This is a genomic window from Pseudomonas sp. FG-3G, assembly GCF_901007645.1.
In the GTDB taxonomy this organism is placed as follows: Bacteria; Pseudomonadota; Gammaproteobacteria; order Pseudomonadales; family Pseudomonadaceae; genus Aquipseudomonas; species Aquipseudomonas rhizophila.
Window position 1 is genome coordinate 179597 of the sequence record NZ_CAAKGZ010000001.1, and the last position, 19403, is coordinate 198999.

At 60.3% G+C, this 19403-nt stretch carries 15 protein-coding genes and 2 tRNA genes; 2 read left to right on the plus strand and 15 right to left on the minus strand.

The window, feature by feature from the left end; translation table 11 throughout:
• Positions 1-95: 95 nt before the first annotated feature.
• The 8 genes from PSEUDOMOFG3G_RS00820 to rnr all read right to left on the minus strand — a co-directional run bounded on the left by PSEUDOMOFG3G_RS00820 (position 96) and on the right by rnr (position 9948).
• Positions 96-2396 (minus strand): YgiQ family radical SAM protein, encoded by a 2301-nt coding sequence (locus PSEUDOMOFG3G_RS00820; RefSeq protein WP_047227320.1) that lies wholly within the window; start codon positions 2394-2396, stop codon positions 96-98.
• Between the two features lie 251 nt (positions 2397-2647).
• Entirely contained in the window at positions 2648-4045 is a 1398-nt protein-coding gene (dnaB, locus tag PSEUDOMOFG3G_RS00825) for a replicative DNA helicase (protein ID WP_027911801.1), read from the minus strand.
• A 136-nt stretch (positions 4046-4181) separates the two neighbouring features.
• Positions 4182-4628 carry a 50S ribosomal protein L9 gene (rplI, locus tag PSEUDOMOFG3G_RS00830; RefSeq protein ID WP_047227319.1) on the minus strand — a complete coding sequence of 149 codons (447 nt, stop codon included), beginning with the start codon at positions 4626-4628 and terminating at the stop codon, positions 4182-4184.
• Positions 4629-4646: 18 nt separating this feature from the next.
• Positions 4647-5540, minus strand: coding sequence for a hypothetical protein (locus tag PSEUDOMOFG3G_RS00835; RefSeq protein WP_047227318.1), 894 nt, complete (start codon positions 5538-5540; stop codon positions 4647-4649).
• Positions 5541-5576: 36 nt separating this feature from the next.
• Positions 5577-5807: a 30S ribosomal protein S18 gene (gene rpsR / locus PSEUDOMOFG3G_RS00840; RefSeq protein ID WP_002551829.1), complete on the minus strand. Its 231-nt coding sequence runs from the start codon at positions 5805-5807 to the stop codon at positions 5577-5579.
• A 28-nt stretch (positions 5808-5835) separates the two neighbouring features.
• Positions 5836-6264, minus strand: a complete 429-nt coding sequence (gene rpsF, locus PSEUDOMOFG3G_RS00845) for a 30S ribosomal protein S6 (RefSeq protein ID WP_003186395.1) — start codon at positions 6262-6264, stop codon at positions 5836-5838.
• 301 nt (positions 6265-6565) lie between these two features.
• Positions 6566-7333 (minus strand): 23S rRNA (guanosine(2251)-2'-O)-methyltransferase RlmB, encoded by a 768-nt coding sequence (gene rlmB / locus PSEUDOMOFG3G_RS00850; RefSeq protein ID WP_107321462.1) that lies wholly within the window; start codon positions 7331-7333, stop codon positions 6566-6568.
• Positions 7330-9948, minus strand: coding sequence for a ribonuclease R (rnr, locus tag PSEUDOMOFG3G_RS00855; RefSeq protein WP_139048557.1), 2619 nt, complete (start codon positions 9946-9948; stop codon positions 7330-7332). The genes rlmB and rnr overlap by 4 nt, the downstream gene beginning before the upstream one ends.
• A 226-nt stretch (positions 9949-10174) precedes the next feature.
• Here rnr and PSEUDOMOFG3G_RS00860 point away from each other — a divergent pair.
• A tRNA-Leu gene (locus tag PSEUDOMOFG3G_RS00860) sits at positions 10175-10261 on the plus strand.
• A gap of 175 nt (positions 10262-10436) precedes the next feature.
• Positions 10437-10523, plus strand: a tRNA-Leu gene (locus PSEUDOMOFG3G_RS00865).
• A 223-nt stretch (positions 10524-10746) separates the two neighbouring features.
• On the opposite strand, the gene PSEUDOMOFG3G_RS00870 is transcribed toward PSEUDOMOFG3G_RS00865, so the two are convergent.
• The 7 genes from PSEUDOMOFG3G_RS00870 to hfq form a co-directional block, all read right to left on the minus strand.
• The gene (locus PSEUDOMOFG3G_RS00870) at positions 10747-12681 is read right to left on the minus strand and encodes a methyl-accepting chemotaxis protein (RefSeq protein ID WP_139048558.1); all 1935 of its coding nucleotides are present in this window, start codon (positions 12679-12681) and stop codon (positions 10747-10749) included.
• Between the two features lie 150 nt (positions 12682-12831).
• Positions 12832-14124 carry an adenylosuccinate synthase gene (locus PSEUDOMOFG3G_RS00875; RefSeq protein ID WP_003186407.1) on the minus strand — a complete coding sequence of 431 codons (1293 nt, stop codon included), beginning with the start codon at positions 14122-14124 and terminating at the stop codon, positions 12832-12834.
• Between the two features lie 54 nt (positions 14125-14178).
• Positions 14179-15366 (minus strand): ATP phosphoribosyltransferase regulatory subunit, encoded by a 1188-nt coding sequence (locus PSEUDOMOFG3G_RS00880; RefSeq protein ID WP_047227314.1) that lies wholly within the window; start codon positions 15364-15366, stop codon positions 14179-14181.
• A gap of 313 nt (positions 15367-15679) precedes the next feature.
• The gene (hflC, locus tag PSEUDOMOFG3G_RS00885) at positions 15680-16549 is read right to left on the minus strand and encodes a protease modulator HflC (RefSeq protein WP_047227313.1); all 870 of its coding nucleotides are present in this window, start codon (positions 16547-16549) and stop codon (positions 15680-15682) included.
• Positions 16549-17721, minus strand: coding sequence for an FtsH protease activity modulator HflK (gene hflK, locus PSEUDOMOFG3G_RS00890; RefSeq protein ID WP_139048559.1), 1173 nt, complete (start codon positions 17719-17721; stop codon positions 16549-16551). Before hflK ends, hflC begins: the two co-directional genes overlap by 1 nt.
• Positions 17722-17806: 85 nt before the next feature.
• The gene (gene hflX / locus PSEUDOMOFG3G_RS00895) at positions 17807-19108 is read right to left on the minus strand and encodes a ribosome rescue GTPase HflX (protein WP_047227311.1); all 1302 of its coding nucleotides are present in this window, start codon (positions 19106-19108) and stop codon (positions 17807-17809) included.
• Positions 19109-19120: 12 nt separating this feature from the next.
• The gene (gene hfq / locus PSEUDOMOFG3G_RS00900; protein WP_047227310.1) at positions 19121-19381 is read right to left on the minus strand and encodes an RNA chaperone Hfq; all 261 of its coding nucleotides are present in this window, start codon (positions 19379-19381) and stop codon (positions 19121-19123) included.
• Positions 19382-19403 lie beyond the last annotated feature (22 nt).

Below are 19403 nucleotides of genomic sequence, written 5' to 3' on the forward strand. Positions count from 1 at the left end.
GGCATTGGCGGTCGCCACGATAGCAAACGAGTAGCACAGCCGCTAGAAAGCAAAACGCCAGCTTTTAAGCTGGCGTTTGCAATGTGGCTTGGCGATCAGCGCGGTACGACTGGCTTGCGCGCCGGTTTCGGCCCTTTGCCCTTGGCGGCGTCCTTGCGCTCCTTGGCGGCCTGCTGGTTGCGGGCGAATGCCGCGGCCTTGGCCTGCTCGCGCTTGTCCCACGGGTTGCCGCCGTCGCTGGCGCGCGGTGGCAGACCGGTGTGCTGGGTCAGGATCTTGGTGGTTTCCTTGCCTACCTTGTGGCTGCCAGCCGGCGTCGAGTTCTTGCGACGGGCGCTCTGGTAGCTGTCGGTGGCTGGCTGGTGCAACGGAATCAATTGATTCTTGCCCGGCCCGATCAGGTCGGCGCGGCCCATGCGGGTCAGCGCTTCGCGCAGCATCGGCCAGCCCTTGGGGTCGTGATACCGCAAGAAGGCCTTGTGCAGGCGGCGCTGCTCCTCGCTCTTGACGATGGTCACCGCGTCGCTCTTGTAGGTGACCTTGCGCAGCGGGTTCTTGCCCGAATGGTACATGGCCGTGGCGGTCGCCATTGGCGACGGGTAGAACGCCTGCACCTGGTCAGCGCGGAAACCGTTGCCCTTGAGCCACAGCGCCAGGTTCATCATGTCTTCGTCGGTGGTGCCCGGGTGGGCGGCGATGAAGTATGGAATCAGGTACTGCTCTTTGCCGGCTTCCTTGGTGTACTTCTCGAACATCCGCTTGAATTTGTCATAGCTGCCGATGCCCGGTTTCATCATCTGGTTGAGCGGACCTTCCTCGGTATGTTCCGGGGCGATCTTCAGGTAACCACCCACGTGGTGGGTCACCAGTTCCTTGACGTATTCCGGCGACTCGACCGCCAGGTCGTAACGCAGGCCGGAGGCAATCAGGATCTTCTTCACCCCAGGCAATGCCCGGGCGCTGCGGTACAGCTGGATCAGCGAAGAATGGTCGGTATTGAGGTTCGGGCAGATCCCAGGGAACACACAGGATGGCTTGCGGCACGCGGATTCGATTTCCGGGCTCTTGCAGGCAATGCGGTACATGTTCGCGGTCGGGCCGCCGAGGTCGGAAATGACGCCGGTGAAGCCCGGGACCTTGTCGCGGATCTCTTCGATCTCGCGAATGATCGATTCTTCAGAGCGGTTCTGGATGATCCGGCCTTCGTGCTCGGTGATCGAGCAGAAGGTGCAGCCGCCAAAGCAGCCACGCATGATGTTCACCGAGAAACGGATCATCTCGTAGGCCGGGATCTTTTCCTTGCCGTACGCTGGGTGCGGAACACGCGCGTAAGGCATGCCAAACACGTAGTCCATTTCCTCAGTGGTCATCGGAATGGGTGGTGGGTTGAACCAGACATCGACTTCACCATGCTTCTGCACCAGAGCACGGGCGTTGCCCGGGTTGGTTTCCAGGTGCAGCACGCGGTTGGCGTGAGCGTAGAGCACCGCATCGCCACGAACCTTTTCCACTGACGGCAGACGAATCACTGTCTTGTCGCGAGTCATGCGCGGGCTCGCCAGGATCTGCACGACCTTGGCTTCGCTCGGGTCTTCAACCGGACCTTTCTCTTGCTCGATGGCGCAGGCAGCGGTGTCCTGGGTGTTCACATACGGGTTGATGATCTTGTCGATCTTGCCCGGGCGGTCGATGCGGGTGGAATCGACCTCGTACCAGCCTTGCGGGGTGTCGCGGCGGATGAACGCGGTGCCACGAACATCGGTGATGTCTTCAATCTTGTGGCCATAGGACAGGCGCTGGGCGACTTCGACAATCGCCCGCTCGGCGTTGCCGTAGAGCAGGATGTCGGCGCAGGCGTCGATCAGGATCGAGTTGCGCACCCGGTCCTGCCAGTAATCGTAATGGGCGATGCGGCGCAGGGACGCTTCGATACCGCCGAGCACGATCGGCACATGCTTGTAGGCTTCCTTGCAGCGCTGGCTGTAGACCAGGCTCGCACGGTCCGGCCGCTTGCCCGCCATGCCACCCGGGGTGTAGGCGTCGTCGGAACGGATTTTCTTGTCGGCGGTGTAGCGGTTGATCATCGAGTCCATGTTGCCGGCCGCGACGCCAAAAAACAGGTTCGGCTCGCCGAGCTTCATGAAGTCGTCTTTGGACTGCCAGTTTGGCTGGGCAATGATCCCGACGCGAAAGCCTTGGGCTTCCAGCAGCCGACCGATGATCGCCATGCCGAACGACGGGTGATCGACGTAGGCATCACCGGTCACAATGATGATGTCGCACGAATCCCAGCCGAGCTGATCCATCTCCTCCCTGCTCATGGGCAGGAACGGCGCTGGGCCGAAACATTCGGCCCAGTACTTGGGATAGTCAAATAACGGCTTGGCTGCTTGCATGTCGATGACCGGTATGAAAGATGAAAAATCGCGGGCGCGGAATATAGCACAAAATTTGACCAATTCCGACGACTATGGTCGGAAATCGGTGGCGCACCGCACATCAAATGTGGGAGCGAGCTTGCTCGCGAAAGGGCCAGCACATTCAATGCATGTGCTGACGGTTACACCGCTATCGCGAGCAAGCTCGCTCCCACAGGGGAAGTGCAACCTTCTGGAGAAGGGGCTCGCTCCCACAGGAGCCAAACAGGTTACTCATCATCATCAAAATTGTAGCTACCCGGCGCCAGGTTCTCGAATCGGGTGTATTTACCGATAAAGGCCAGGCGAATGAAGCCGATCGGGCCGTTACGCTGCTTGCCGATGATGATTTCAGCGATGCCCTTGTGCTCCGTCTCCGGGTGGTACACCTCGTCACGGTAGACGAACATGATCACGTCGGCGTCCTGCTCGATCGCTCCGGATTCACGCAAGTCGGAGTTCACCGGGCGTTTGTTGGGGCGCTGTTCCAGGGAACGGTTCAACTGAGAGAGCGCCACCACCGGGCAGTTGAATTCCTTGGCCAGGGCCTTGAGGGAACGGGAGATTTCGGAAATCTCGTTGGTCCGGTTGTCGCCACTGGAGCCCGGAATCTGCATCAACTGCAGGTAGTCGATCATGATCAACGCGATATCACCGTGCTCACGCACCAGGCGACGGGTCCGGGCGCGCATTTCCGAAGGGCTGATACCGGCAGTATCGTCGATGAACAGCTTGCGGTCGTTGAGCAGGTTGACCGCCGAAGTCAGGCGCGGCCAGTCGTCATCTTCCAGTTGGCCGGAACGGACCTTGGTCTGGTCGATACGCCCCAGGGACGAGAGCATACGCATAATCAGCGATTCACCTGGCATCTCCAGGGAGTACACCAGAACGGCCTTGTCGCTGCGCAGCACGGCGTTTTCCACCAGGTTCATCGCAAAGGTGGTTTTACCCATGGACGGACGGCCGGCGACGATGATCAGGTCCGATGGCTGCAGGCCGCTGGTCTTCTCATCGAGGTCGGTGTAGCCGGTGGACAGGCCGGTGATGGCGTTGTCGGTGTTGAACAGGGTGTCGATGCGGTCGATGGCCTTGGTCAGCAGATCGTTGACGCTCACTGGGCCACCGGTTTTTGGCCGGGCCTCGGCGATCTGGAAGATTTGCCGTTCCGCTTCATCGAGGATCTCGGCAGCGGTTCGGCCTTCCGGGTTGAAGGCGCTGTCCGCGATTTCGGTGCTGATACCGATCAATTGGCGCAAGGTCGCCCGTTCGCGCACGATCTGGGCATAGGCCTTGATGTTGGCGACAGACGGCGTGTTTTTTGCCAACTCACCCAGGTAACCGAGGCCGCCAACCTGAGACGTCTGGCCTTCCTTGTCCAATTGCTCGGCCAGGGTCACCACGTCGATCGGCATGTTCTGATCGGCCAATCTTGCGATGGCACGGAAAATCAGGCGGTGGTCATGTCGGTAGAAATCGCCGTCGGATACTTGATCGAGCACGCGTTCCCAGGCGTTGTTGTCCAGCATCAGACCACCGAGCACGGCCTGTTCGGCCTCGATGGAGTGCGGAGGCACCTTCAGGGCTGCGGTTTGCAGATCGTATTGCTCGGGAGCGGTGATTTCGTTCATGGCCACTTGATTCTTTTGGAAACGCAGGGGGTTTTGAAAATCAGCAATTGCAGAAAGACAAAGGGCACGACCTGTAAACAGGATCGTGCCCGATGTTACCGACTAGTACCCGAGGGTGCCAGCCGACAGGTATTGCTTAAGCTGCTACCACGACAACGCGTACGGTGGCTTCAACTTCGGCGTGCAGGTGCACGGCTACGTCGAATTCGCCTACGTTGCGGATGGTGCCGTTCGGCAGACGAACTTCGCTCTTCGACACTTCAACGCCAGAGGCGGTCAGTGCGTCAGCGATGTCGTGAGTACCGATCGAACCGAACAGCTTGCCTTCGTCGCCAGCGGTGGCAGTGATGGTCACTTCCAGCTCGGCCAGTTGGGCAGCACGGCTTTCAGCCGAGGTCTTACGGTCTGCTGCGGCTTTTTCCAGCTCAGCGCGACGCTCTTCGAACGCGGCCAGGTTGGCAGCGGTCGCAGCGGTGGCTTTGCCGTAAGGCAGCAGGTAGTTACGACCGTAACCGGCCTTAACGTTTACTTTGTCACCCAGGTTGCCCAGGTTGGTGACTTTTTCCAGAAGGATCAGTTGCATGTGAAAATCCTCTAACTTTTAACCTTCACCGTTCGCGTTGTCGGCGTCTTTCGGCGCCATACGACCGCGAAAATCAATCAGGCTGTCGACGATGGCCAGGACCACCAGCAACGGATAGATCAGCTGCATGAACAGCAACAACGTGACGTACAACCCCACCAGCCAGAACCTGGCCAGTCGCTTTTGCGCCACCAGCCCGTGAATCAGGGCCAGAGCGGCAAATACCAGCGGTACACTGCACAACGGCGTGAGCATGGCCATCTGCGGACCGAAGTTCGGCCCCAGAAGCATGCCCGCCAGCAGCAACATCGCCAGCCCAAGCGGGAAACGGATGGCGCGAAATTCGCGACCAAAACCACCCGGGTTGTACAACAACGCCTGCCAGTAGCGCCCGATAATCAGGCTCAGCACACTGACGATTTGTAACAAGGCCGCAATCAGGCCGGTCAGGACCGGTGCGATCAGGGACGCGAAACGCGCTTGCTCCTCTACCGACATCTGCTGGTAGAGATCACCGAGGGCCTCGGGCAGGATTTTTATCAAAGCCTGCGACAGCATCTCGATCTGGGGCGCGAAAGCCACCCCGAGCACCACTGAAAACACCACTCCCATCGCTATGCTGACCAGCAGCACGCGGTTCCAGGATTCGCTTGCGCGCAACACCAACGCCAGCGCCGAAGACCCCAGCAGCACCATCAGTGCCCGCGGGTCAGCGGAATACAACCACCAGAGCAAAGCCGGCAGCAGTCCCAGAGCAAGAACGCCAAGGGCGTCCTTCAATCCGCGCCGCAGGAGTACAAGACTCACCGCGGCAGCACCCAACCAATACAACAACGGCAATGCCGCGCATCCAGCCACTACCAGAGTGGCCTGCATACGACCGCGCATGATGAACTCAGCTAAGGCGCGCATGCATTCAATCCTTTGCTACGTGTCGACTGCCCGGTCTCAGCGGCCGTGGCTGTCGGTGTAGGCCAGCAGGGCCAGGAAGCGGGCGCGCTTGATAGCGGTGGCCAGCTGACGCTGATAACGAGCTTTGGTACCGGTGATACGGCTTGGAACGATTTTGCCGGTCTCGGATACGTAGGCTTTCAGAGTGTTGAGATCTTTGTAATCGATCTCTTTCACGTCTTCAGCGGTGAAGCGGCAGAATTTACGACGACGGAAGAAACGTGCCATGTGATTGGCTCCTTAAAAGGTCCGTGGATTACTCGTCAGCGTTATCGCTGTTGTCGCTGTCGCTATCGCTGTCATCGCCATCGGCGCTGTCAGAGTGCTCAGGACGGTCGCGACGCTCACGGCGCTCACTGCGGTTTTCTTCAGCCTTGAGCATCTCGGATTGGCCGGTGACGGCTTCTTCGCGACGGATGACCAGGTTACGGATCACTGCATCGTTGTAGCGGAAGTTGTCTTCCAGCTCGGCCAGGGCCTTGCCGGTGCATTCAACGTTCAGCATCACGTAGTGAGCCTTGTGAACATTGTTGATTGCATAGGCCAGTTGACGACGGCCCCAATCTTCCAGACGGTGGATTTTGCCGCCGTCTTCTTCGATCAGCTTGGTGTAACGCTCAACCATGCCGCCGACTTGCTCGCTTTGATCCGGGTGGACCAAAAAGATGATTTCGTAATGACGCATGAATGCTCCTTACGGGTTGTAGCCTGCCGCTCAAAAACGGTCAGACAAGGAGTGAATGACACTTATGGACTTGTGGACGCTAGACACATAAGTGCCTGCCATCACAGCAAGGGGCGCAATTGTAGAGAAGGGCCGAGGGCGGCGCAAGGTGATTGGTGATTATTTGAACAACCCCAATGTTTACCCACACAAACCATTGTGGGAGCGAGCCTGCTCGCGATGAGGGCGCTCCATTCAACATTTGCGTTGAACGGCACTCCGCTATCGCGAGCAGGCTCGCTCCCACAGGAATACAACTGGATCAGGATTTCTTGGCGGCCGCAGCAACCTTGACGCTACGCTGGCGCTGAGCCTCGAACAGGCACACGCCGGTCGCGACCGAAACGTTGAGGCTGCTGACACTGCCGGCCATCGGCAGCTTGACCAGGTAATCGCAATGCTCGCGGGTCAGGCGCCGCATGCCCTTGCCTTCGGCCCCCATGATCAGGATCGTCGGGCCCGTCAGGTCCTGGTCATAAATGCTGACCTCGGCCTCGCCCGCCGTGCCGACCACCCACAGGCCACGCTGCTGGAGTTTCTCCAGGGTACGCGCCAGGTTGGTCACGGCCACCAACGGGATCACTTCCGCCGCGCCACAGGCGACTTTACGCACCACCGGCGTCAACGTCGCCGACTTGTCTTTAGGCACGATCACCGCCAATGCACCCGCCGCATCGGCCGAACGCAGGCAAGCGCCAAGGTTGTGAGGATCGGTCACGCCATCCAGTACCAGCAACAATGGCGCGCCTTCGGTGCGATCGAGCAACTCGTCGAGCATCGCCTCGCCCCAGACCTGGCTCGGGCTGACCTCAGCCACCACCCCCTGGTGCACACCTTCGACCCAGGCGTCCATTTCCCGCCGTTCGGCCTGGCCGACCGCTACGCGATTCTCGCCAGCCAGCTCGATCAGGGTCTGGACCCGCGGATCACTGCGGCCTTCCGCCAGCCAGATCTGCTTGACCCGCTTGGGATGGTGACGCAGCAATGCTTCCACGGCATGCACACCGTAGATTTTTTCCAACTGACTCATGACTTGGCCTTGGGTTTACGCGCCCCGCCGCTCTTGGCTGGGGCCGAGCCCGCTTTCGGCGGGCCTTTACGGTGTTTGCTCGGCTTGCCGGTCGCCTTGTCCGGCGCCGACCGTCCGGTCTTTCCCCCAGACGCCGCTTTACCGCCGCTCTTGGCTTCGGCCAGCAACGCCTGTTTCATCTCACGACTTTTGCGCAGCTCGGCGTTTTTTGCCGCCGCATCGCTCGGGCGATAGGCTTCGACGGCCTTTTCCTTGGCCGGACCGCGACGCCCGGACTTGGCCGCAGCAGGCTCGGCGGCGGTCTTGGCCGCAGGCGCAGAGGTTTCAGTGCCGCGCTTCTTGCGGCCAATCGGCGCGCTGATGGTTTTTTCCGCCATCTCGAAGTCGATCTTGCGCTCGTCGAGATCAACGCGCATGACCCGCACTTCGACCGTATCGCCAAGACGGAAGCTGCGACCGGTGCGCTCACCCGCCAAGCGGTGATGCACGGGGTCGAAGTGGTAGTAATCGCCCGGCAGCGCGGTGACATGCACCAGGCCTTCGACGTAGATGTCGGTCAGTTCGACGAACAGGCCAAAACCAGTCACGGCAGTGATCACGCCCGGGAACGACTCACCCACGCGATCCTTCATGAACTCGCACTTGAGCCAGTTCACTACGTCGCGAGTCGCTTCATCGGCACGGCGCTCGCTCATCGAGCATTGCTCGCCGAGTTGCTCCAGGGCCGCCTCGTCGTAGGGGTAGATGCGCGCCTTGGGAATGGTCATCGCACCGGCACGTTTGACGTGCGGGGTGTCCATCTTCGAGTGGATCACGCTGCGGATCGCCCGATGCGTGAGCAAGTCAGGGTAACGACGGATCGGCGACGTAAAGTGGGTATAAGCTTCGTAATTCAGGCCGAAGTGACCCTGGTTATCGGCGCTGTATACCGCCTGGCTCAACGAGCGCAGCATCACGGTCTGGATCAGGTGGAAATCCGGGCGATCCTTGATACCGGCCAGCAGGGCCTGGTAATCCTTGGGCGACGGACCGTCCTTGCCTTTGTGCAAGGACAGGCCGAGCTCACCGAGGAAGGCCCGCAGTTTTTCCAGGCGCTCCGGCGGCGGGCCATCGTGGACCCGGTACAGCGCAGGAATCTCGTGCTTCTTCAGGAACTCAGCAGTGGCGACGTTGGCGGCCAGCATGCATTCCTCGATCAGCTTGTGGGCATCGTTGCGCACCGTCGGACGAATCTCGGCGATCTTGCGCTCGGAGCCGAAGATGATCCGGGTTTCCTGAGTTTCGAAATCGATCGCGCCACGCACGTGACGGGCCGCCAGCAGCACTTTGTAGAGCGAGTACAGCTCTTTGAGATGCGGCACGACATCGGTGTATTCGCCACGAAGCTTGCGCGATTCGGCAAGTTTCGGGGTTTCCAGCATCGCGCTGACCTTGTTGTAGGTCAGGCGGGCGTGGGAATGGATCACCGCCTCGTAGAAGCAGTAGTCGGTCATCTCGCCGGATTTGGAGATGGTCATCTCGCAAACCATGGCCAGGCGATCGACGTGAGGATTGAGCGAGCAAAGGCCGTTGGACAGTTGCTCTGGCAGCATCGGTACGACGCGCTCGGGGAAATACACCGAGTTGCCGCGCACCTGGGCTTCGGCGTCCAACGCCGAGCCGAGTTTCACGTAGCTGGAAACATCGGCAATCGCCACGTACAACTTCCAGCCGCCGGAGAACAGGCGCAGCTTGCCAGGCTTGGCTTCGCAGTAGACCGCGTCGTCGAAGTCCCGGGCGTCTTCGCCATCGATGGTGACGAACGGCAAGTGGCGCAGGTCGATGCGCTTCTCTTTGTCTTTCTCTTCGACTTCCGGTTTGAGCTTGGCGGCTTCTTTCAGGACCGCTTCGGGCCAGACGTGGGGAATGTCGTAGGTGCGCAAGGCAACATCGATTTCCATGCCCGGCGCCATGTAGTTGCCGACCACTTCCACCACATCGCCCTGGGGCTGGAAGCGCGGGGTTGGCCAGTGGGTGATTTTCACCTCGACGAACTGACCGACCTTGGCGTTGGCATTGCGGCCCGGGGTGACCAGCACTTCCTGCTGGATCTTCGGGTTGTCGGCGACAACAAAGCCGATGCCACCTTCTTCAAAGTAACGACCGACGATGCTTTCGTGGGCACGGGACACCACTTCGACGATCACGCCTTCACGGCGGCCGCGGCGGTCCAGGCCGGAAACCCGGGCCAAAGCCCGGTCACCGTCGAACACCAGACGCATCTGCGCCGGGCTCATGAACAGGTCGTCGCTGCCGTCGTCCGGGATCAGGAAGCCGAAACCGTCACGGTGACCGGCGATGCGGCCCAGGATCAGGTCAAGCTTGTCCACGGGCGCATAGGTGCCGCGCCGGGTGTAGATCAACTGCGCATCGCGCTCCATGGCGCGCAGACGGCGGCGCAGGGCTTCGAGCTGGTCTTCGGTGGTCAGACCGAACTCTTCGACCAGTTGCTCGCGGCTAGCAGGCGAACCCCGATCGGCGAGATGCGCCAGGATCAGTTCGCGGCTAGGAATAGGGTTTTCGTATTTTTCCGCTTCACGAGCGGCCTCGGGATCGAGGGACTGCCAATCGGCCATTAGAGAGTTTTCACCTTGTCTATATGCGGGTTAGTTTGGCATAGGCGTAATGAAACGGGAAATTTCAAGCATCCAATGCCTTTTTCTGAAGCCTTTTGACCCCTCTTGAAGCCCGGAAATGCACCGCTCGTGAAATTTAGCGGTTTTTTTCTCGTGAGGGGTTTACAGTTAAAAACACGCTCCGTATAGTGCGCGCCATCGACGACGCACACGCGTTGCCGATACTGCCCAGATGGTGAAATTGGTAGACACGCCAGCTTCAGGTGCTGGTGACCGAAAGGTCGTGGAAGTTCGAGTCTTCTTCTGGGCACCAATTTCGAGCGACAGATCAATGATCTGCCAGCTCCCCAAAAACCCGCGAAAGCGGGTTTTTGCATTTTCGGCCCCTGGAATCTGACTGGTAATTACTAAAACAAAAACAGGGGTTTACAGATCAAAACTCGCTCCGTATAGTGCGCCACATCGACAGCGGCAACGCTGAAGATGCTGCCCAGATGGTGAAATTGGTAGACACGCCAGCTTCAGGTGCTGGTGACCGCAAGGTCGTGGAAGTTCGAGTCTTCTTCTGGGCACCAATTCAAGCTTCAAGGTTACGGCCTTGAACTCACAAAAACCCGCGAAAGCGGGTTTTTGCGTTTCTGGGGTTGGCGATTTATTCGCTCACGACAAGATGCCTCTGAGCCACTGAAACCGCTATCGCGAGCAGGCTCGCTCCCAAACGGGATCTCCAGCGCTCACAGATACTCTGTTCACAGTGGATCAATGTGGGAGCGAGCCGCTCGCGATGAGGCCAGCCCATCAAGCCCGGAACTGCCCCAGGCTCGCCTTCAATTGCGCAGCCAGACTATCCAATACCTTGCCACTGGCCGTGGTCTCGACCACAGCCTGAGCCGCTTTCTCGGCCTGGGCGTGAATGGTTTCCACCCGCCCACGCACCGCTTGCGCACCTTGCGCCTGGTGAGCCGCCGCTTGCGTGGCCAGACCGATGGCCGCATGCACCTGCTCTACAGAGGTCTGTACCGACTGCTGCAAGCGCGCGCTGTCACGCAATACCAACAACCCCTCGCTGGCCTGACGCCCGGCCTGGCCGATGGCAGCCACCGCCTCGCGAGCGCCCTGCTGCAGCGCGACGATATGCGCCTGGATGTCGCCGGTCGAACTCTGGGTCTTGCTTGCCAGCGCCCGCACCTCGTCGGCAACCACTGCGAACCCACGCCCGGTTTCCCCGGCCCGCGCCGCTTCGATGGCCGCGTTCAAAGCCAGCAGGTTGGTTTGCTCGGCAATGCCGTGAATGACCGTGAGCACCACTTCGATCTGCTCGCTCTGTTGCGCCAGCCGCTCGATGACTTTTGCCCCCGTATCGACCTGCCCTGCCAGCGCTTCGATCAAACCACCGACCTTGGCCGAGGTTCGGGTGTTTTCGTCGGTAGCCTTGCGAATCTCCACCACCTGCTGCAAGGCAGCCTGCATCGCCTGACTTTCCGATTGCGCCTCATCAGCCATTTGCGACAACGCTCGCAGGCTCTCGGCCACTTCATCACGCTGCATTCCGGCCGCCGCATCGGCACCGGAGTTACGCAAGGTCATTGCACCGATTTCCACACCGGTGCGCTGGGCCACATCACCCGCCTCTCGCACGATGGGCTGCAACTTATCCACAAAACGATTGACCGCCGAGGCCATCTCGCCGATTTCGTCCTTGCTGCTGATTTGCACGCGCTTGGTCAGGTCGCCCTCACCCGCCGCCAGATCGTTCATCGCGGCAATCAACAGTTTCAAACGATTGACCACTCGCCGCCCCAACACCACCGCCAGCAGCACCAGCACGCCAAACCCCACCAGCGCTAGACCCAGGCCGATCCGCCAGCGCAAAGTGCCCGCAGCGTCCTGCACGGTGGTGGCGGTGTTGGCCTGCATTTGCGTCGCGGTGGACTGAGCCGACTCCAGGCGCCCGCGCATTGCCGTGGCGCTGTCGGCTGCCGCCCCCTTGAGGCTATCACCCACCAACTGGTCACCACTGGCGATCAAGGCCGAGAAGCGCTGGTCCAACGCCTTCAGGTCAGCTTCAACGGAGGCCGTGGAAACACCCATCAACACCTTGCCGATCTCTACGCCGTTGGGGTTGATCGAGGCCTCAAGGTAATACACCGAAGGGTCGTTCTTCGCCGCGTCCAACACCTTGTCCAGCGCCCGGTCGCCCTGGCCTTTCTCCAACAAAGCCTTGTTGATCGGGTTCTCCCGATTCAGGTAGCGAGTCAGGTGCTGGCCGGTGGCGTCGTCATAAATGACGAAGAGTACGTTGGGATTGCGCTGGGCCCGACGGGCAAACTCGGAGAGCGCAGGCACGTCGCTGTCCCACATGGCGCGGGGCGCAACCGAAGCCAGGAGTTGCGCCATATCATTGGCAGAGTCCTTGAGCGATTTTTCCAGCGTCGCCCGCAACTGTGCCTGCTCATCCTTCAGCCGCGTAGATAAACCGGCGGTGAGGCGCTGACGAGTGCTGGCAGACAAGCTGTCCAGGCTCGACGTCACTTCACGCCCGGCCTGCTCCAGTTCGCCAGACAACTTCTGGCTGTCGCCGCCGAGCCGCGCCTCCAGATCTGCCTCCAGCGCAGTGACCGTGCTTCGCGTCAGCGCGACAGCGACCAGCACCTGCACCAAAAGGGCGACACCAAGAGTAACGAACACAGGCCGCAACAGGCGGCTTTGTAACAATGAGAGAACGGCCGACACAGGGAATCCCTCTACTAACGCCATTAATTTGATGGCACTTCACAAGAAGCACTTATTATTCATGGTGTATAGCAAGTGTCGTGCCGTCTGGCAGGCAGAAACGACAAAGGACCCAAACGAGGGTCCTTTGTGTTTTACATCAACGACTTATCAGGCAAACGGGTGACGCAGAACGATGGTTTCGTTGCGGTCCGGCCCCGTCGAAATAATGTCGATCGGTGCACCGACCAACTCTTCGACGCGCTTGATGTAATTGCGAGCCGCCACTGGCAGCTCTTCCAGGGTCTTGGCACCCACGGTCGACTCAGTCCAGCCTGGCATCTGCTCGTATACCGGCTCCAGACCGATATAGCTGTCAGCGTCAGTCGGTGCGTCGATGACCGCGCCGTCCTGATTCTTGTAGCCCACGCAGATGTTGATGGTTTCCAGGCCGTCCAGTACGTCCAGCTTGGTCAGGCACAGGCCCGAGATACTGTTGACGTCGATGGCGCGACGCAGGATGACGGCATCGAACCAGCCGCAACGACGTGCACGGCCGGTGGTGGCGCCGAACTCATGACCACGCTTGGCCAGGAACGCACCAACATCATCGAACAGCTCGGTCGGGAACGGACCCGAACCGACGCGAGTGGTGTACGCCTTGGTGATACCGAGGATGTAGTCCAGGTACATCGGCCCAAAACCCGAGCCGGTGGCGATGCCGCCGGCAGTGGTGTTGGAACTGGTGACGTACGGATAGGTACCGTGGTCGATGTCCAGCAGCGACCCCTGGGCACCTTCGAACATGATGTCCTTGCCCGCGCGACGCAGCTCGTGCAGCTCGGCAGTGACGTCGAGCATCATCGGTTTGAGCAGCTCGGCGTACTCCATGCACTCGTCCAGGGTCTTCTGGAAGTCGATGGCCGGCTCTTTGTAGTAATTGACCAGGACAAAGTTGTGGTAGTCCAGCAACTCGCCCAGCTTGGCGGCGAAGCGCTCACGGTGAAACAGGTCACCGATGCGCAGGCCACGACGGGCCACCTTGTCTTCGTAGGCCGGGCCGATGCCGCGACCGGTGGTGCCGATCTTCAGCTCGCCACGGGCCTTTTCGCGGGCCTGGTCCAGCGCAACGTGATAGGACAGGATCAGCGGGCAGGACGGGCTGATACGCAGGCGCTCGCGCACCGGTACGCCTTTCTCTTCCAGCTTGATGATTTCCCGCAACAAGGCGTCAGGGGCAACCACCACCCCGTTGCCGATCAGGCACTGCACGCCTTCGCGCAACACGCCCGACGGAATCAGGTGCAGTACGGTTTTCTCACCGTCGATCACCAAGGTGTGACCTGCGTTGTGGCCACCCTGGTAGCGCACTACGGCGGCAGCATGTTCGGTCAGCAGATCAACGATCTTGCCTTTGCCCTCATCACCCCACTGGGTGCCCAGGACTACGACATTCTTACCCATAACACTTGTCCTCATTCGCGCAAACTTGGTGCCGGCCGCAGCCGGCAGGAAAACTCAAGAAGCCAGCGGCAATACTTGCCAAAGCCCGTTCTGCTGAATCAATTGCCGGTCGCAGTCCGCTTCACGGGCGGCGGCCAAAGGCTGCCCAGGCAAGGCCTGGACGACACGCTGACCCTCACTGCGCAACTGGCAGACCGTCTGCCAGAGTGCTGCATCCGTACTGTCAGGCATCCAGATACCGCCAGACGGTAGCTCGACTTCAGCACGCCCCAGGGTCACCAGGGTTTTCAAATCGGTAGAGAAGCCGGTCGCCGGACGGGCACGACCGAAGTCGGCGCCAATATCATCGTATCGACCGCCCTGAGCGATGGACTGGCCAACCCCCGGCACGAACACCGCGAACACCACACCGGTGTGGTAGTGATAACCGCGTAGTTCACCCAGGTCGAAATACAGCGGCAGCTCGGGGAAACGCACGGACAGCCGCTCGGCAATCGCCAGCAAATCGTCCAGTGCCGCGAGCACCGGTGCCGGCGCATGGGCCAGCCGCTCGCGGGCAGCGGCCAGCACTTCGCGACCGCCGCACAGATCCACCAGCGCCCGCAACATGCCGGACAGATCGGCCGGCAGGCCTTCGGTCAGACTGATCACTTCATCGATGGCCTTGCGCTGCAAGGCATCGAACAACTGCTGCTCCACTTCGCCGGACAAACCGGCCGCACGCGCCAGGCCACGATAGATGCCGACGTGGCCCAGGTCCATGTGGACATCTGGTACGTCGGCCAGTTGCAGCATGGCAAGCATCAGGCTGATGACTTCCACGTCGCTGCTCGGGCTGGCGTCGCCATACAACTCGGCACCCAGCTGGATCGGACTGCGCGAAGACGACAGGGCGCGCGGCTGGGCGTGCAGCACACTGCCGGCGTAGCACAGACGACTCGGACCTTCACGACGCAGGGTGTGGGCGTCGATACGTGCCACTTGCGGCGTGATGTCGGCACGAAAGCCCATCTGCCGGCCCGACTGCGGGTCGATAACCTTGAAAGTGCGCAGATCCAGGTCCTGGCCCGCGCCGGTCAGCAGGGATTCCAGGTACTCGATATGCGGGGTAACGACGAATTCGTAACCCCAGCTCTGGAACAGATCCAACACCTGCCGACGCGCTACTTCAATACGCGCAGCTTCCGGTGGCAGTACTTCTTCGATGCCATCTGGCAGCAGCCAGCGGTCTACCGTTGCCATTACGCCATTCCCCTATGGTCCGGGCGGCCAGCCCTCGGGCAAGCCTTGAGTGAAGCAGAAAATGCCCGCCCCATGCGCAAACCCCGCGCATGAGCAACGTGACGAATGGCCTGTAGTCGGCCTCGCCAAGCACTTTCCTCGAAAAACCTGTCGAGCCGTTCAACCCGACGCCTGCAACAAAAACCGCAATCGAACGTGCAGACGCAAAAAAGCCGGGAATTTCCCGGCTGCCGCATCATACACACGTTTTCCCAAAGGATCACCCCGCCCGACGCTTTAGCCGCCGGGCGGAGTGCTTCAGGTCAACGTCGCATCAAGGCTTGGACTTTTCCAGGTACTGGAAGAAGTCGCTGCTTGGGTCAAGGACCAGGACGTCGGATTTGTCCGCAAAGCTTTCACGGTAGGCACGCAGGCTACGGTAGAACGCGTAGAACTCCTGATCCTGACCATAGGCTTTGGCGTAGATCGCAGCGGCCTGGGCATCACCGTCACCGCGCAGCTCTTCCGATTCACGGTAGGCTTCGGCCAGCAATACGCGGCGCTGACGATCGGCGTCGGCACGGATGCCTTCAGCCAGCTCGTTACCCTTGGCGCGGTGCTCGCGAGCTTCACGCTCACGCTCGGTGCTCATCCGCTCGAACACACTGCGGTTCACTTCCTTGGGCAGGTCGATGGCCTTGACCCGGACATCGACAACTTCGATACCCAGCTCTTTTTCCGCCATCGCGTTCAGTGAACGAGTGATGTCGGCCATGAGCGCATCACGCTCACCAGACACGACTTCATGCAGCGTACGCTTACCGAACTGGTCACGCAGGCCCGACTCAAGACGACGGGACAGACGCTCGTCGGCAATCTGCTTGAGACCGGAAGTCGCGGTGTAGAAGCGCTCGGCATCTTTCACGCGCCACTTGGCGTAGGCGTCCACCATCACGGCTTTCTTTTCCAGCGTCAGGAAGCGTTGTGTCGGTGCATCCAGTGTCATCAGGCGGGCATCGAACTTACGCACCTTGTTGACGTACGGGACTTTCACATGCAGGCCCGGCTGGACATCCGCCTGGACCACGCGACCGAATTGCAGCAACACCGCACGCTCGGTCTGAGCCACGATGTAGAAGCAGTTCCAGGCAGCGATCGCCACGACGACACCGACAATAAGGGCGATCAGCGATTTATTGCTCATCAGCGACTCTCCCTGGTACGTGCTTGCTGTTGCTGCTGCTCCGCCGCCGCGCGGGCATTGGCTTCATTGCTGGCCGCTGCCGTGCTGGACGGTGGCGTGCCGGTTTTACGACTGCCTTCGACCATCTTGTCCAGCGGCAAGTACAGCAGATTGCTCTGGCCGTTCTTGTTGCCGGTCACGAGGACCTTGCTGGTGTTGCTGAAGACTTCCTGCATGGTGTCCAGGTACAGACGCTCACGGGTGACTTCAGGCGCCTTGCGATACTCGCTCACCAGTTTGGTGAAGCGATCTGCCTCACCCTTGGCGCGGGAGACCACTTCGTCGCGGTAACCGTTGGCATCTTCAATGATGCGCTGGGCCTGACCACGGGCTTCCGGCACGACGCCGTTGGCGTAGGTCTCGGCCTGGTTGCGCGAACGCTGCTCGTCTTCACGGGCACGGATCACGTCATCGAAGGCTTCCTGGACTTCACGCGGTGCCGCTGCGCTCTGAACGTTGACCTGGGTAACGGTGATACCGGTGCGATAGGTATCGAGGAACCTTTGCAGGCGCTCCTTGATTTCGCTGGCCATCAACTCACGACCTTCAGTCAGCACCTGATCCATGGCGGTAGAGCCCACCACATGACGCAAGGCACTTTCAGTGGCGTGCTGCAGGCTGATTTCCGGTTGGTCGACGTTCAGCACGAAGTCTTGCAGATTGGAAATCTTGTATTGCACGGTCAGCGGCACTTCGACGATGTTCTCGTCTTCGGTGAGCATCTGGCCCTGCTTGGTATAGGCACGCTCACGCGTGACGTTTTCCATGAACTTCTTGTCGATCGGCGGGAAATAGATGTTCAGACCCGGACCGACAGTCTCGTAGTACTTGCCGAAGCGCAGCACCACGGCCTGCTCCTGCTCGTCCACGACATATACCGCGCTGTACAGCCAGACAGCCGCGAGCACGACAAGACCAATGCCGAGCAGGCCATAACCGCCACCCTTGCCCGAACGGCCACCACCATCGTCACCGCGTTTCTTACCACCACCGAACAAACCGTTCAGGCTTTCCTGCAGCTTTCGGAAGGCCTCGTCGAGATCCGGCGGCCCCTTGCGGTCGCCGTTGTTACGACGTTTTCCACCCCAGGGATCCTGATTATTCGAGTTGCCACCCGGCTCATTCCAAGCCATAGCGCTCTCCATCTGATAAAGCAAAGACGCACCCACGGCGCGCCGACCAATGCTACAGAATGCCTGACACAGCTTTCTCAGGCTTTTATTGCAAAGTGTGTTGCTCGATGAATTCCATCGGCTGCAGCCCTTCGCGACTGACCAGTCGATTGAGCTCCGTCCGAGGCAGGCGAACCGCCAGCAGGCAGACGCCTTCTTCGTCGTGTTCTTCTTTCTGCACCGCTCCGAGCTCAAAGAACTGGGCCCGCAACCGGGCGAAACGTTGCGGCAACTTCAGCGTGCCAACAAACAGGTCGTTGCCCAGCAGCTCCGCCACGGCCTGCTTGAGCAGGTCGAGGCCGGAGCCGTCGCGGGCCGATAACCAGACCCGCTGCGGCTTGCCATCGGCATCGCGCTGGATCTGCGGCTCCACGCCTTCGAGCAAATCGAGTTTGTTGTATACCTCGAGGATCGGCAAGTCCTGGGCTCCGATCTCGCCCAGCACCACCATGACCTGCTCGATCTGCAGCATCCGGTCCGGCTCGGCGGCATCGATCACGTGCAGCAGCAGGTCGGAGTTGCTCGACTCTTCGAGCGTAGCCCGGAAAGCCTCGACCAGCTTATGTGGCAGGTGCCGAATGAAGCCCACGGTGTCGGCCAGCACAATCGGCCCGAGGTCGTCCAGATCGAGCCGGCGCAGGGTCGGATCGAGCGTGGCGAACAGCTGGTCGGCGGCGTAGACATCGGACTGGGTCACGTTATTGAACAGCGTCGATTTGCCGGCGTTGGTGTAACCCACCAATGAAACCGTCGGGATATCAGCACGCTTGCGGCCACGCCGGGATTGCTCGCGCTGGCTGCGGACCTTTTCCAGACGCCCCTTGATCTGGCGCAGGCGAACCCGCAGCAGGCGCCGGTCGGTTTCCAGCTGGGTCTCACCCGGACCACGCAGACCGATACCACCCTTCTGCCGCTCAAGGTGGGTCCAGCCACGAACCAGTCGCGTACTCATGTGCTCAAGCTGGGCCAGTTCGACCTGGAGCTTGCCTTCATGGGTACGGGCGCGTTGGGCGAAGATATCGAGAATCAGCCCCGTCCGGTCGATCACGCGACACTCGAACACACGCTCGAGGTTACGCTCCTGACTGGGCGTGAGGATGTGATTGAAAATCACCAGGTCGACCTGCTCGGTTTTGACCAGGTCGCGCAATTCCTCGACCTTGCCGCTACCTATCAGGTATTTGGCGGTTGGCCGATGACGCGGCACGTTAAAAAACGCGACGGTCTCGGCGCCGGCCGAAAGTGCCAATTCCTGAAACTCCTGCGGATCTTCGCGCGCCTCAGGGTCTTGTCCATCCAAGTGAACGAGAATGGCCCGCTCACCCCCACCGTGGCGCTCAAAGAACAAAGGAGACTCCTATCAAGCGTTACCCGGTTCAGCGTCACCGGCTTCGGATTCGGTTGCGCTAGGCAGACGAATCGCACGCACAGGCACTACTGTCGAGATCGCGTGCTTGTAGACCATCTGGCTGACGGTGTTTTTCAACAGGATGACGAACTGGTCGAAAGACTCGATATGGCCTTGCAGTTTGATCCCGTTGACCAGATAGATGGACACCCCAACTTTCTCTTTACGTAAAGTGTTCAAGTAAGGGTCTTGTAGCGAATGCCCTTTTGACATGTGCCGCACTCCTTTAAGGATC

Bases quoted from the DNA above. Each gene is read 5' to 3' on its own strand.
- PSEUDOMOFG3G_RS00820 (WP_047227320.1), bottom strand. From the start codon at position 2,396: ATGCAAGCAGCCAAGCCGTTATTTGACTATCCCAAGTACTGGGCCGAA.
- dnaB (WP_027911801.1), bottom strand. From the start codon at position 4,045: ATGAACGAAATCACCGCTCCCGAGCAATACGATCTGCAAACCGCAGCC.
- rplI (WP_047227319.1), bottom strand. From the start codon at position 4,628: ATGCAACTGATCCTTCTGGAAAAAGTCACCAACCTGGGCAACCTGGGT.
- PSEUDOMOFG3G_RS00835 (WP_047227318.1), bottom strand. From the start codon at position 5,540: ATGCGCGCCTTAGCTGAGTTCATCATGCGCGGTCGTATGCAGGCCACT.
- rpsR (WP_002551829.1), bottom strand. From the start codon at position 5,807: ATGGCACGTTTCTTCCGTCGTCGTAAATTCTGCCGCTTCACCGCTGAA.
- rpsF (WP_003186395.1), bottom strand. From the start codon at position 6,264: ATGCGTCATTACGAAATCATCTTTTTGGTCCACCCGGATCAAAGCGAG.
- rlmB (WP_107321462.1), bottom strand. From the start codon at position 7,333: ATGAGTCAGTTGGAAAAAATCTACGGTGTGCATGCCGTGGAAGCATTG.
- rnr (WP_139048557.1), bottom strand. From the start codon at position 9,948: ATGGCCGATTGGCAGTCCCTCGATCCCGAGGCCGCTCGTGAAGCGGAA.
- PSEUDOMOFG3G_RS00875 (WP_003186407.1), bottom strand. From the start codon at position 14,124: ATGGGTAAGAATGTCGTAGTCCTGGGCACCCAGTGGGGTGATGAGGGC.
- PSEUDOMOFG3G_RS00880 (WP_047227314.1), bottom strand. From the start codon at position 15,366: ATGGCAACGGTAGACCGCTGGCTGCTGCCAGATGGCATCGAAGAAGTA.
- hflC (WP_047227313.1), bottom strand. From the start codon at position 16,549: ATGAGCAATAAATCGCTGATCGCCCTTATTGTCGGTGTCGTCGTGGCG.
- hflK (WP_139048559.1), bottom strand. From the start codon at position 17,721: ATGGCTTGGAATGAGCCGGGTGGCAACTCGAATAATCAGGATCCCTGG.
- hfq (WP_047227310.1), bottom strand. From the start codon at position 19,381: ATGTCAAAAGGGCATTCGCTACAAGACCCTTACTTGAACACTTTACGT.